The organism is Streptomyces sp. NPDC005962 (genome assembly GCF_040629205.1).
Lineage (GTDB): Bacteria > Actinomycetota > Actinomycetes > Streptomycetales > Streptomycetaceae > Streptomyces.
Genome location: NZ_JBEXVE010000003.1, coordinates 368,867 through 381,338, shown reverse-complemented (window position 1 = coordinate 381,338; position 12,472 = coordinate 368,867). Strand labels below are relative to the sequence as shown.

General features: G+C 70.7%; 12 protein-coding genes. 10 read left to right on the top strand and 2 right to left on the bottom strand.

Annotated elements, in window-relative coordinates; all coding sequences use genetic code 11:
* The first annotated feature begins 94 nt into the window (after nucleotides 1-94).
* The 4 genes from pcaC (at nucleotide 95) to ABZ370_RS07880 (ending at nucleotide 4,444) form a co-directional block, all read left to right on the top strand.
* On the top strand, nucleotides 95-1,294 hold the full coding sequence (gene pcaC / locus ABZ370_RS07895; RefSeq protein WP_358617983.1) for a 4-carboxymuconolactone decarboxylase: 1,200 nt from the start codon (nucleotides 95-97) through the stop codon (nucleotides 1,292-1,294).
* A 95-nt stretch (nucleotides 1,295-1,389) separates the two neighbouring features.
* Nucleotides 1,390-2,664 carry a sugar ABC transporter substrate-binding protein gene (locus tag ABZ370_RS07890; protein ID WP_358617981.1) on the top strand — a complete coding sequence of 425 codons (1,275 nt, stop codon included), beginning with the start codon at nucleotides 1,390-1,392 and terminating at the stop codon, nucleotides 2,662-2,664.
* A complete protein-coding gene (locus ABZ370_RS07885; RefSeq protein ID WP_358617978.1) occupies nucleotides 2,664-3,578 on the top strand; it encodes a sugar ABC transporter permease in 915 nt (304 codons plus the stop codon). Before ABZ370_RS07890 ends, ABZ370_RS07885 begins: the two co-directional genes overlap by 1 nt.
* Complete coding sequence (locus ABZ370_RS07880; RefSeq protein ID WP_358617976.1) at nucleotides 3,578-4,444, top strand: carbohydrate ABC transporter permease; 867 nt, start codon at nucleotides 3,578-3,580, stop codon at nucleotides 4,442-4,444. The genes ABZ370_RS07885 and ABZ370_RS07880 overlap by 1 nt, the downstream gene beginning before the upstream one ends.
* On the opposite strand, the gene ABZ370_RS07875 is transcribed toward ABZ370_RS07880, so the two are convergent.
* Nucleotides 4,402-5,133: an FCD domain-containing protein gene (locus tag ABZ370_RS07875; RefSeq protein WP_358617974.1), complete on the bottom strand. Its 732-nt coding sequence runs from the start codon at nucleotides 5,131-5,133 to the stop codon at nucleotides 4,402-4,404. The genes ABZ370_RS07880 and ABZ370_RS07875 overlap by 43 nt on opposite strands.
* Before the next feature lie 201 nt (nucleotides 5,134-5,334).
* On the opposite strand from ABZ370_RS07875, the gene ABZ370_RS07870 reads away from it, so the two are divergent.
* Both ABZ370_RS07870 and ABZ370_RS07865 read left to right on the top strand, forming a co-directional pair.
* On the top strand, nucleotides 5,335-6,477 hold the full coding sequence (locus ABZ370_RS07870; RefSeq protein WP_358617971.1) for an aminotransferase class V-fold PLP-dependent enzyme: 1,143 nt from the start codon (nucleotides 5,335-5,337) through the stop codon (nucleotides 6,475-6,477).
* Between the two features lie 46 nt (nucleotides 6,478-6,523).
* Nucleotides 6,524-8,020, top strand: coding sequence for an amino acid permease (locus ABZ370_RS07865; protein ID WP_358617968.1), 1,497 nt, complete (start codon nucleotides 6,524-6,526; stop codon nucleotides 8,018-8,020).
* On the opposite strand, the gene ABZ370_RS07860 is transcribed toward ABZ370_RS07865, so the two are convergent.
* Nucleotides 8,006-9,112: a helix-turn-helix domain-containing protein gene (locus ABZ370_RS07860; RefSeq protein ID WP_358617966.1), complete on the bottom strand. Its 1,107-nt coding sequence runs from the start codon at nucleotides 9,110-9,112 to the stop codon at nucleotides 8,006-8,008. The genes ABZ370_RS07865 and ABZ370_RS07860 overlap by 15 nt on opposite strands.
* 404 nt (nucleotides 9,113-9,516) lie before the next feature.
* Here ABZ370_RS07860 and ABZ370_RS07855 point away from each other — a divergent pair, with 404 nt between their 5' ends.
* From ABZ370_RS07855 to ABZ370_RS07840, 4 genes are all read left to right on the top strand, one after another.
* Nucleotides 9,517-10,356 (top strand): class I SAM-dependent methyltransferase, encoded by an 840-nt coding sequence (locus ABZ370_RS07855; protein ID WP_358617963.1) that lies wholly within the window; start codon nucleotides 9,517-9,519, stop codon nucleotides 10,354-10,356.
* Between the two features lie 118 nt (nucleotides 10,357-10,474).
* A complete protein-coding gene (locus ABZ370_RS07850) occupies nucleotides 10,475-11,692 on the top strand; it encodes a helix-turn-helix transcriptional regulator (protein ID WP_358617960.1) in 1,218 nt (405 codons plus the stop codon).
* 73 nt (nucleotides 11,693-11,765) lie between these two features.
* Entirely contained in the window at nucleotides 11,766-12,200 is a 435-nt protein-coding gene (locus ABZ370_RS07845; RefSeq protein ID WP_358617958.1) for a hypothetical protein, read from the top strand.
* Nucleotides 12,197-12,388, top strand: a complete 192-nt coding sequence (locus ABZ370_RS07840) for a hypothetical protein (protein WP_358617955.1) — start codon at nucleotides 12,197-12,199, stop codon at nucleotides 12,386-12,388. Before ABZ370_RS07845 ends, ABZ370_RS07840 begins: the two co-directional genes overlap by 4 nt.
* Nucleotides 12,389-12,472 lie beyond the last annotated feature (84 nt).

Genomic DNA, 12,472 nt, shown 5'->3' with positions numbered 1-12,472 from the left:
CAGGGGCAGCGCCCTTGGTTCGGGAAGGGGCGGGCTGGGGAACAAACACCGGCCGCAACCAACCCACACACCCGCACCCCCGGAGAGCCACCCCGTGAGCCACACCCCCCAACTCCACGCCACCCTGGACGGCCCCGCCACCGCCCCACCCCTCATCCTCGGCCCCTCCATCGGCACATCCCTCGCCGTCTGGGAACCCCAACTCCCCGCCCTCGCCCGCACCCACCGCACCCTCCGCTGGGATCTGCCGGGCCACGGCGGCTCCCCCGCCGAAGCCCTCCCAAGCGACGGCAGCGCCACCATCGCCGACCTGGCCGCACTCGTACTAAACCTCGCCGACACCCACGGCTGGCACCGCTTCGCCTACGCGGGCATCTCCATCGGCGGCGCCGTAGGACTGCATCTCGCCGCCCACCACCCCGACCGCATCACCTCCCTCGCCATCGTCTGCTCCTCGGCGCACTTCGCCGAGCCCTCCGTCTGGCGGGACCGAGCCAAGCTCGTACGCGAACAAGGCACCGAAGCGATGGTGGCAAGCCGCCCGGGCCTCTGGTTCTCACCCGAGTTCGCCACCACACCGAAGGGCCAAGCCCTGCTCCAGGACCTGCGCGACACCGACCCGGCAGGGTACGCCGCCTGCTGCGACGTCCTCGCCGACTACGACCTACGCCCCGCACTGCCCACCATCACCGCCCCCACCCTGATCATCGCGGGCCGCGACGACCCGGCCACCCCTCCCCCGCACGCCCGCGAAATCGCCGACGCGGTACCGGGCGCGAGCCTGGTGGAGGTCGCCCACGCGGCCCACCTGGCAGGCGTGGAGCGCCCGGAGCAGGTGACCTCCGCCCTGGTCGGCCACTTCACACACAGCGACACCTCCACACACAGCGACACCTCCCGGCACGCCGCCGGAATGGCCGTGCGCCGCGCCGTCCTCGGCGACGCCCACGTGGACCGCGCGGTGGCCCGTACGACCCCGTTCACCGCCCGCTTCCAGAACTTCATCACCCGCTACGCATGGGGCGAGATCTGGACCGGGGACGGCCTGGACCGCCGGATGCGCAGCGCCATCACCCTCACCGCCCTCATCGCCCACGGCCACGACACCGAACTGGCCATGCACATCCGTTCCGCGCTCACCAACGGCCTCACCCGCGACGAGATCGGTGAAGTCCTGCTGCAGAGCGCGATCTACTGCGGGGTCCCGGCGGCCAACTCCGCCTTCGCGACAGCCCAACGCGTCTTCGACGAGATCGACGACAACCCCAAGACCGGCACCGACCCCGACAGTTGATATACGGCCGCAACCCATCTGTCGTAATCCCACCCCATCGTTGATCGTTGAGTCTGACGGCGACACGGAGACGAGGCATCGAGGGGGCGCGGCCAATGTCCATCAGCCGTAGGAGACTGCTCGGCACCGGCGGCGGGCTCGTCCTGGCCGGGGCGACAGCGGCCGGGTGCGGGTCCAACACCGGGCGCGGTGGGGACGGCAAGGGCGGCAAGCCCGTCCTGTCGCAGTGGTACCACCAGTACGGCGAACCCGGCACCGAGCAGGCGGTGAAGCGGTACGCCGACGCCTTCGACGACGCACGCGTCGAGGTGCAGTGGCGGCCGGGCAACTACGACCAGCAGACAGCCGCCGCGCTGCTCACCAAGTCCGGGCCGGACGTCTTCGAGGTCAACGGGCCGACGCTGGACCAGATCCAGGGCGGGCAAGTAGTCGATCTGACCGACCTCCTCAAGGAGGCGAAGGACGACATCAACCCGGCCGTCCTCGCGCCCAAGACATACCGGGGCAAGATCTGGGCCATCCCGCAAGTGGTCGACATGCAGCTGCTCTACTACCGCAGGAGCATGCTGGAGGACGCCGGGGTGGAGCCGCCCCGGACGCTGGACACGCTGGTCGACGCGGCGAAGAAGCTGACCACGAAGAACGTCAAGGGGCTGTTCCTGGGCAATGACGGCGGCCCGGGCGTCCTCGGCGGGACCCCGCTGAACGCCGCCGGTCTGGAGCTGGTCACCGACGACGGCAAGGTCGGTTTCGACGACCCGGCCGCCGCCCGCGCGCTCGGCAAGCTGCACCAGCTGTACGCGGAGAAGTCGCTGCTGCTGGGGGCGCCTTCGGACTGGTCGGACCCGGCCGCGTTCACCCAGGGGCTGACGGCCATGCAGTGGTCCGGGCTGTGGGCGTTGCCGCAGGTCAAGACGGCGCTGGGGGACGACTTCGGGGTGCTGCCGTTCCCCCAGGAGGGCGCGCACGGGAAGCCCGCGGTGCCGGTGGGGGCGTACGGGGCGGCGGTGAGCGCCCGCAGCGAGCACAAGGAGCTGGCGAAGGCGTTCGTCAAATGGCTGTGGGTGGAGAAGACGGAGTATCAGGAGGACTTCGCGCTCACCTACGGCTTCCACATCCCGGCCCGGATCTCGCTCGCGCAGAAGGCCGCCAAGCTGCGCCAGGGCGCGGCGGGCGAAGCGGTGCGGTTCGCCACCGAGCACGGCCACGCCGAGCCGCTGCTGTGGACACCGGCGAGCAAGGTGGCGTATCAGGACGCCCTGAGCCGCGTCATCAAGGGCGGCGCGAACCCGGAGAGCGAGCTGCGGGCGGTGGTCCGTAAGACGGCGGCGGAACTGCGCCGCGTGCAGAACGCCCAGAAGAAGAGCTGATGCCGGGCAGATTACGGGAGCGGCGGAACCGGACCCTCTGGTTCTGGATCTTCGTCGGCCCCTTCGTCCTCGGCCTGACCCTCTTCACCTACGTCCCCCTCGCCTGGAGCGCCTACCTCAGCTTCTTCGACGCGCACAACACGGTTTCGCCGACCCGCTTCGTCGGGCTGGACAACTACACGGCGATGCTGCGCGACGACGCGTTCACCGGCAGCCTGGTGACGTTCCTGGTGTTCACGGCCTTCATCGTCCCGGCGACGTACGTGCTCTCGCTCTCCCTCGCGCTGATGGTGAACCGGCTGCCCCGGGCGCAGGCGTTCTTCCGGTCGGTGTTCTTCCTGCCGGTCGCGTGCAGTTACGTCGTGGCGGCGCTGATCTGGAAGATGTCGATCTTCAACGGGGTACGGTTCGGGCTGGCCAACACCGTCCTCGGCTGGTTCGGCGCCGATCAGATCGCCTGGCTGTCGACCACCGATCCGCCCTGGTACTGGCTGGTGATCGTCACCGTGCGGCTATGGCTCCAGGCGGGCTTCTACATGGTGCTGTTCCTGGCCGGGCTGCAGCGCATCTCGCCGCGGCTGTACGAGGCGGCCGCGGTGGACGGGGCGCGGCCGGGGTGGCAGGTGTTCCGGCACATCACCCTTCCGCAGCTGCGGGCGACGTCGGTCGCGGTGGTGCTGCTGCTGGTGGTCAACGCGTTCCAGGCGTTCGACGAGTTCTACAACCTGCTGGCCGACTCGCGCGGCTATCCGCCGTACGCCCGCCCGCCACTGGTCTACCTCTACTACACGGCGCTCGGGCAGGGGCAGGACCTGGGCCTCGGCAGCGCGGGCGCGGTGATCCTGGCGCTGATCATCACGGTGGTGACGGTGGTTCAGGCACGCTGGTTCGGCCTGGGCCGGAAGGAGGACTGATGCGCTCCCGTCAACAGCACCCGCGTGACGTACGGGACGCCCTGGTCAGCGCAGGACGCGCGGTGCGACTCGTCCTCCTGATCGCCCTCGCGCTGCTGTTCCTGATCCCGTTCTATCTCCTCGTACGCAACGGCCTGTCCAGCGAGGCGGACATCACCTCGCCCGGCTGGACGTTCTTCCCCGCCGAGCTGCACTGGTCGAACATCGGCGAGCTGTTCGACGACCCCAACGTGCCGATGGCGCACGCGCTGCTCAACTCCTCCCTGATCGCCGTCCTCACCACCCTCGGCACCGTGCTGCTCGCGTCGCTGGCCGGGTACGGTCTTGCCCGCATCCCGTACCGCTACGCCGACGCCGTCTTCTACTGGATTCTGGGCACCCTCATGGTCCCGGCCGCGGTCACCTTCGTCCCGAGCTTCGTGCTGGTCAGCTCGCTCGGCTGGGTCTCCACGCTGCGCGGTCTGGTCGTCCCGACGCTGTTCAGCGCGGTCGCGGCGTTCATCTTCCGCCAGTACTTCCTGGGCTTCCCGAAGGAGCTGGAGGACGCGGCGCGGGTGGACGGGCTCGGCTACTGGCGTACGTACTGGCTGGTCGTGGTGCCGAACGCGCGGCCGGTCTTCGCGGCGGTCGGCACGATCGTCTTCATCGGCGCCTGGAACGCCTTCCTGTGGCCGCTGGTCATCGGCCAGGACCGGGAGGCGTGGACGGTCCAGGTCGCGCTGTCGACGTTCACCACGGCCCAGAGCGTCAATCTGCACGAGCTGTTCGTGGCGGCCGCGGTGTCGATCGTGCCCCTGCTGGTCGTCTTCCTCTTTCTCCAGCGCTACATCGTCGCGGGCGTCGAGCGCACCGGCATCGATGACTGAGGTTCACCGGACGGCGTCGGCCCGTAGCGCCGCAGCCAGACCTCGGTCTGCGACAGATGGGCGCTCGCGGCCGCGGCGGCCGCCGCCGGGTCGTGCGCGGCCACGGCGTTGATGAGCGCCTCGTGCCCGAGGTCGCTGGCCAGCCGGATGGTGTCGGCCTCGGGGGCGCCATAGATGCTGTAGTGACTGCCGCGTGAGCGCAGGATGTCGATGAGCGCGGCCAGCGCCTCGTTGCCGCCCGCCGCGCACAGTGTCGCGTGGAACTCCCGGTCCAGGGCGTGCCGTTCGTCCTCGGCGTCGGACTCCGCCAGCCGTTTCTGCAGGTCGTGCAGGCGGGCCACGACCTGCTCGTCGGCGCGGGCCGCGGCGAGCGCGGCGGCCTGCGCCTCCAGGGGGCGGCGTACGTCGAACAGCTCCAGCAGACCGTCCAGGGGGAGGACGTCGACGGTCGCGGCGAACCCGGCCAGCATCTGCCCGGGGCGCAGCGTGGAGACGAAGGTGCCCGCTCCGTGGCGGGACTCCAGCATGCCGAGGGCGGCGAGCGACCGCACGGCCTCGCGGAGTGAGCCGCGTGAGACGCCGAGCCGGGCGCACAGTTCGGGCTCGGCGGGGAGTTGTGAGCCGGGGGCCAGCTCACCGCGGGCGATCATGCCGCGCAGCCCCTCGGCCGCCGCACTGGTTGCCGTCATAGGCCCCACCCTTCTCAAGTCATCTGATGAATCGAAGCCAACTCGGAGTCATCACGCGATGCCGCTACCGCCATTTTACGCACATGCCCTGTTCATTGCGGCTTCCTGCCTCTACGGTTCCCCACAGCGCAACCGAAGTCATCGGACAACTGTCGTCGGACAACTATGCCGAAGACCCGCTTGAGGGAGCTTATGTCCCGTATGCCCGATTTGTCGCACTGGCCCCTGGACCCCTCGGTCCGGCATCTCAACCACGGCTCGTTCGGTGCCGTCCCGCGCGTCGCCCTTGAGCGGCAGCAGGCGCTGCGCGAGGAGATGGAGACCAATCCCGACGACTGGTTCCGGAGGCTGCCGGAGCGGGTGGGCCGGGCGCGGGCCACCCTGGCGCGGTGGCTGCGGGTTCCGGCGGAGGCCACCGCGCTGGTGCCGAACGCGAGCGCCGGGGTGAGCACCGTACTGAGCAGCCTCGCCCTGCCCCGCGGCAGCGAGGTGCTGGTCACCGATCACGCGTACGGCGCGGTCGCGATGGGCGTGGCCCGTGCCGCCGCCCGGGCCGGGGCCCGGACGCGTACGCTCCACATCCCGCTCACCGCGACCGCCGAGGAGATCGCGGCCGGGTTCGCCGACGCACTCACCCCCGCCACCTCCCTGGTCGTGGTCGACCAGATCACCTCGGCCACCGCCCGGCACTTCCCCGTCGCCGCCATCACCCGGCTCGCCCACAGCGCCGGGGCGAAGGTCCTGGTGGACGGTGCGCATGCGGCCGGGATGCTGCCCGATCCGGTCGGCGCGGCGGGGAGCGCCGACTTCTGGGTGGGCAACCTGCACAAGTGGTGCTGCGCTCCGCGCGGTACGGCCGTGCTGGTCGCGCGCGGTCCGGACGCTTCGGACCTGTGGCCGCTCACCGACTCGTGGGGCGCGCCACATCCGTTCCCGCGCCGCTTCGACGAACAGGGCACGATCGACCTCACCGCCTGGCTCGCGGCGCCGTGGGCGCTGGAGTTCATCGAGGAGACGTACGGCTGGGACGCGGCCCGGGCCGGGATGACGAAGCTGGCCGAGATGGCTCAGGGAATCCTCACGGACGCCCTGCGCGCGGACCCGGCCGAGGTCGCGGGCGCCCCGGCACCCGCGATGCGGCTGGTCCCGCTGCCCGCCGGACTCGCCACCGACCACGAGGCGTCCCATGTGCTGCAGCGCCACATCTCGGCCGTGACCGGCTGCGAGACCGCCATCACCTCGTGGGACGGCCGTGGCTTCCTGCGGCTGTCCGCCCACGTCTACAACACCGTCGCCGACTACGAGCACCTGGCCGAGCGCCTCCCGGACTGTCTCAACGCCTAGGGGTGTCGTGCCGACCGCCCGGGCGGGAAAGAAAGCGAGCACCGCCATGCGCAACAAATCCATCGAGGCGACCATCGAGGACGCCGCCGGCCCCGACACCCGGCTGGCCCGCACCCTGGGGCCGCTACAGCTCACCCTCATGGGCATCGGCGTCACCATCGGCGCGGGCATCTTCGTGCTGACCGGCACCGCCGCCGCGAACTACGCCGGGCCCGGCATCGCGATCTCTTACACCATCGGCGCGGTCGCCACGGCGCTGGTGGCGCTGTGCTACATGGAGTTCGCCAGCACCGTCCCGGTCGCGGGCAGCGCCTACACCTTCGCGTACGTGTCGCTGGGCGAGCTGGTGGCCTGGCTCATCGGCTGGGACCTCATCCTCGACATGACGATGGGCGCGGGCGCGGTGGCGAGCGGCTGGTCGCAGTACGTCACCGACTTCCTCGCCACCTTCGGGATCCGCCTCCCCGCGTCCGTCGCCGGTCCGGACGCGACGGTCAACGTGCCCGCCGTCCTGGTCATCCTGGTGCTCACCGCCGTGCTGGCCTCCGGCGTACGCACCACCTCCCGCATCAACACCGCGATGACGGTGGTGAAGCTGGCGGCCATCATCCTCTTCCTCGCCATCGGCGTGACCCACATCGACCCCGCCAACTGGTCACCGTTCATCCCCGAGGCCAAGCCGGTGGGCGACGACGGCGACATGTGGCAGCAGCCACTGCTGGGATGGGCCGGGCTCGGGGCGGACGCCACATTCGGCACGGCCGGAATCCTGACCGGCGGCGCGATCGTCTTCGGCGCGTACTCCGGTTTCGACATCATGGCCAGCAACGCCGAGGAGGCCAAGCGGCCGCGGCGCACCCTGCCGATCGCGCTGATGTCCACCGTCGCCGTATGCGCCGTGCTGTACGTGGCGGTGGCGCTGACCGTGACCGGCATGCAGCACTACACCGGACTGGACAACGCCGCGCCCATCACCGGCGCGCTCAAGGCGGCGGGGGCCGACTGGGCGGTGCGGATCGTGGGCATCGGCGCGATCTGCGGGCTGACCACAGTGGTGATGATCATGCTGCTGGGGCAGAGCCGGGTGTTCCTCGCGATGAGCCGCGACCGGCTGCTGCCCGCCTGGTTCTCCCACGTCCACCCGGTCACCCGCAGCCCGCGGCGCATCACCTGGACCCTGGGACTGCTGGTGGCCTTCATGACCGCCGTGCTCCCCATCGGCGACCTCGCCGAACTGGGCAACATCGGCATGCTGACCTCCTTCATCGTCGTGTGCGCCGGCGTCGTCCATCTGCGCCGGACCCGCCCCGACCTGCGGCGCGGCTTCCGTACCCCGTGGGTGCCGGTCGTACCGGCCGTCGCGGTGCTGCTGTGCCTGCTGCTGGTGGGCAGCCTGCCCCTCATCACCTGGGCACGGTTCCTCGGCTGGATGGCCGCCGGGCTGCTGATCTACCTCTGCTGGGGCCGTCGGCACAGCAAGGTGGCCACCGGTGAACTGGCCACCGGGACGGATCGGTCGCGGGTGACCTCATCCGCGCCGTGACGGACCCCGGCCTCCCGCGGCCGTGCCGGTGACCACCTGCGCGAACGCCGTGGACCGGTCGCCGAGCGCCCGGTCGGCGGGGGCGCCGCCGCGCAGCAGGGCGGCGCCCAGCGGGGTGAGGGTGTGCAGGACGGCGCCGCCCTGGCGCAGCGTGTGGACGAGCCCCGCCTCGCGCAGCACGCTGGCGTGCTGGCTGGCCGAGGCGAGCGATACGCCGACCCGGCGGGCGAGTTCGCTCGTCGTACAGCCGCCGCCGACCTCCAGCAGCACCGCCGAGCGGGTGTGGCCGACGAGCTTGCCGAGCGACCGGGTCCGGCCCGGCCCGGCGACCGTGGGCGGGGCACCGGCGATCCGGGGGCTGCTGCGCGGCTGGTCCGGGGCGCCGCTCCGGGCGTGTTCGACGGGGTAGACCAGGACCGGGGTCAGCTCCGGGTTGAGGTAGGTCACCGGGGTTCTGCGGCAGAAGAACGACGGCAGGAGCAGCAGCCCCCGCCCGCGCAGCTCCAGGTCCCGGTCGACGGGGTAGTCCACCTCCAGCACGGGCGCGCGCCAGCGCATGGTCGGCGGCAGCGAGGCCAGCAGCCCGTCGGCGCCCCCGTCGAGCATGGCCCGGCCACGAGCGGCCCGGTCGGCCTCGATACGGGCCTGTATACGCGGCCAGTAGGGGGCGACGGCGGCCTCGTGGTACGAGCGCAACACGCTCACCAGCCGGTCCAGGGGCCGCCGTTCGCCCTGGGCCAGGCCGCGTATCCACCCCGGGAGCGCCCGGGCGGAGGGCAGCCGGTCGATTTCGGAGTACAGCCGCTCGGCAGGGGTCGCGTGCAGCGCGTCCATGGCGGCGTCGCACCCGATTACGCCTTCGGCGGGCGTCAGGAAGTCGGGAAAATAGCCCCGCGAGGGAATGAGCGGCGCCATCAGCCGGCCTTCGCCGTTGAGCCGGTTACGCGCCTCCGAACGCCATTCCCCGTATACGGTCTCGGCACGGTTCTCACGCAACCGGTGGAAACTTAAAACGGTCTCCCAGAGCGCGTCCGGGCGGATCGCCATCCGCAGCCGGGCCAGATCGAGTTCACTGAAATGAACACGGAGCACCAGACCCTCACAAGTGACATGGTGACAGCCCCCCGACCACCGTTGAGTATGCACGCTGGCACGGTCAGTGACCACGCCCTTTTGGCCAGATGTGAAAGGGGGAGCGCTACGGCCCGTCCAAGAGGAAAGCTGTTCTCCGGGAAAGCCGGACGGCGCCGGGGAAACACCACCGACGTCCGTCCGTAATTCAACAGACGGTGCTCTGGGCCGTATTGCTCGTTCCCGTGGGGGGTGACGAGCGCGCAACGGCGACAGGGCACTTGTTGCCGCCCGATCCGATGCCGGGCGGCAACGGCTCCCGTGGGGGGAGTGAGAGGGGGCGGCACCTCCGCACAAAGGTGCCGCCCCTTCAGCCGTGCCTTCGCACCTGCTGCGGCGGGGCCGACCTCGCTAGCCTGCTCCGCATGCCCGACAACACCACGCCCGCACGGCGCGACGACCGGCCCGAGGAGTCCCGGCGCGCGCGCCTGAGCCGGACGTTCGACGAGGACGCGGAGCTGTACGACCGAGCCAGGCCCGGATATCCGCCGGAGCTGTACGACGGCCTCACGGAACTCGCGGGTGTCCGCCCCGGCAGCCGCGTGCTGGAGGTGGGCTGCGGGACCGGGCAGGCGACAGTGCCGCTGGCCGGGCGGGGCTGCCGGATCACGGCCGTCGAGGCGGGCCCGCACATGACCGCGGTCGCCCGCCGCAACCTGGCCGGGGCCGCGGCGGTGGAGGTGGTGACGGCGGAGTTCGAGAGCTGGCCGCTGCCGGAGGAGCCGTTCGACGCGGTCGTCTCGGCGACGGCGTTCCACTGGATCGACCCAGCGGTACGGATCACCAAGGCCGCCGATGCGCTGCGTCCGGGCGGAGCGCTCGCCGTGGTGCGCAGCCAGCATGTGTGGGGCGGCACCGAGGAGTTCTTCGTCGGGGTCCAGCGCTGCTACGAGCGTTTCGACCCGGAGACACCGCCCGGCCTGCGCCCTCCCGCGGCCGCCGACATCGACGGCTCGGACCATGCGGAGGAGGTGACCCGAAGCGGAAGGTTCGGCCCCACGGTCTTCCGCCGCTACGAGCAGGACCTCACGTACGCCACGTCGGACTACCTGGACCTGCTGCGCACCTACTCCGGCCACCGAGCGCTCCCGGAAGCGGCCAGGAACGGGCTGCTGGGGTGCGTCGCGAACCTGATCGACGGGCGATACGGGGGCAGGGTGACCAAGCGGTATCTCATCGAGCTGGGAGTGTCCCGTAGCCGGTGAGTGAGCCTCCCCGGCGCGCGTGAAGTGAGAGCCGACCGGCCATAACTCCCCCTGCTACGGGGGTACCGTTCTGAGTGTCTACGTCAGAACGGAGCTCAAGATGCCCGAGAATTTTGGCGTGCCTGAGGGCGCACAGACGAATGGTCAGAGGCTCGCCCGGCTGCGGATGCGTCGCCGCTGGGATCAGCGCAAGCTCGCGCAGGAGAGTGGCTACTCACTCTCGTCCGTGAAGAAGTTCGAGCAGGGCAAACGGTCGTTGGACCGGGCCGACGTGATCCTCACGTTCGTCAAGGCGCTCGACTGCCACCCCACTGAAATCACCGGCCAGCCCTACACGCCCCCTGACTCGGATCTCGACGGTCAGGCCGCCGTCGCTGCCGTCGCCGCAGTGCGGCGTGCACTCCTGCGTCACGGCCGCCCTACCCGGCCTTCCGACCAGGAGGCCGCCGAGGTAGACCTTCCCGAACTGCGCGCGCGGGTCGCTGAAGCGAATCGATACCGGCAGACTGCCGCGCTCGCGAAGAGCGGGAACCTGCTGCCGGCGCTTCTCCGTGACCTGCAAGTGGCCGCCGACGTGTCCACGGGAGACGAACGCCGGGCGGCTTACGACCTGTTGGCGTCTGGCTATGAGTGCGCCATGCAGTACCTCTACAAGCTCGGCCGCAGCTCCGACGCCACCCTCGCCACCGAACGGGTCGTGTGGTCCGCAGAGCAAACGGACGATCCGCTACGTGCGCTGTCCGCCCGCTGGTACAACGCCGGCGAATTCCTGAGCATCGGCGAGCACGACGAGGCAGGCGCCATCATCGACGACACCCTCACCGAGCTGGGCAGCATCAGCAGCGACCGGCCGGAGAAGGTTTCGCTCACCGGGGCCTTCCACCTCAAGGCGAGCCTGAACTACGCGCGAGCCACGGCAGGGAAGGCGGCCGAGGCCGAGTTGGAGAAGGCGGAGCGGCTGGCCGCCCAACTGGCCGGGGACCGCAACGACTACCAGTTGCAATTCGGCCCGACCAACGTCGCCATCTGGTCCGTCTCGCTGCCCGTGGAGATGGGCAAAGGCCGGGACGCGGTGCGCCGCGCCGAGCACATCTCGGGCAAGTTCCCCGCCCAGTACGCGCAGGAACGGCGCTCGCACCATTACATCGACGTGGGCCGGGCGCGTTACTACAACGGGCAGCACGATCAAGCCCTTGACTCGTTCCTCGAAGCCGAGCGGTTGGCGCCACAGGCGACGCGGATGCATGCGGGTGTCCGCGAGACCACCAGCACCATGCTGAACACGAATCGCAACCGAGCGCTGGTGGAGTTCGGCATGCGCCTCGGCGTGGTCTGACCGAGGTAGGGACACAAGCTGTGTCCCTACCCCTGCCACGGCGCCCCTACTGTCAGTCATCACCTGATCACCGATGACGTCGAGGGCTCCCGTGCAGAACAACAGAACACCCGCGCCGTGGACTCCACCGCGCGGCGAAGTAGAGATGGTCAAGGTCGGCCCGTATTGGGACGTCCTTCGCGCGCCCGCCGAGATCGGCGAACGCGCCCTCGAATTACTCGGCGACACGTCCGGCGCCGTCATCGCGGACTACGGCCTGATGTACTGGCTCATCCCCAGCGGCCACGCCGAGTGGTGGGGCCGCATGCAGAACATCCACGCTCTCGGTGCGCACGCCGCCGAGGTCACGTACGTCGGCGTTCCGCCCGCGCATTGGACGGAGGGTCCGCGCCTGCACTGGCGCATCCCGGTGGGCCCCGACCGGTACCTGACCGGCGCGAACCGGCTGCGCGAGGCCCTGGCCCGGGCGATCGCCGCCGAGCCCGCCAAGGAGGCGACGGCCCGGTGACGGTCCAGATCTGCGCCCGCTGCCAGACGCCCACGAGGGAGCCGGTCGTCGTCGCGATCGGGCACGGCGCGAGCGCCGGCGGCGGCACCGTCTACGCCTGCCCCGGCTGCGCGCCCACGTTCCCGAAGCAACGCGACCCCTTCGGCAGCCTCCTCGCCCGCGACGAGCCCATCAGACGGCAGCGATGAAGCCTCTCTGGAAGCGGGCCCGCCGGAAGGCCGCCGCCCGCATGGCTCCCCAGCCGACGGCCTGGGCCCGGTTCCTCGACCACG

Excerpts from the sequence above, each read along its gene's own strand:
- ABZ370_RS07890 (WP_358617981.1), top strand. The coding sequence starts at position 1,390 with ATGTCCATCAGCCGTAGGAGACTGCTCGGCACCGGCGGCGGGCTCGTC.
- ABZ370_RS07885 (WP_358617978.1), top strand. The coding sequence starts at position 2,664 with ATGCCGGGCAGATTACGGGAGCGGCGGAACCGGACCCTCTGGTTCTGG.
- ABZ370_RS07880 (WP_358617976.1), top strand. The coding sequence starts at position 3,578 with ATGCGCTCCCGTCAACAGCACCCGCGTGACGTACGGGACGCCCTGGTC.
- ABZ370_RS07875 (WP_358617974.1), bottom strand. The coding sequence starts at position 5,133 with ATGACGGCAACCAGTGCGGCGGCCGAGGGGCTGCGCGGCATGATCGCC.
- ABZ370_RS07870 (WP_358617971.1), top strand. The coding sequence starts at position 5,335 with ATGCCCGATTTGTCGCACTGGCCCCTGGACCCCTCGGTCCGGCATCTC.
- ABZ370_RS07865 (WP_358617968.1), top strand. The coding sequence starts at position 6,524 with ATGCGCAACAAATCCATCGAGGCGACCATCGAGGACGCCGCCGGCCCC.
- ABZ370_RS07855 (WP_358617963.1), top strand. The coding sequence starts at position 9,517 with ATGCCCGACAACACCACGCCCGCACGGCGCGACGACCGGCCCGAGGAG.
- ABZ370_RS07845 (WP_358617958.1), top strand. The coding sequence starts at position 11,766 with ATGACGTCGAGGGCTCCCGTGCAGAACAACAGAACACCCGCGCCGTGG.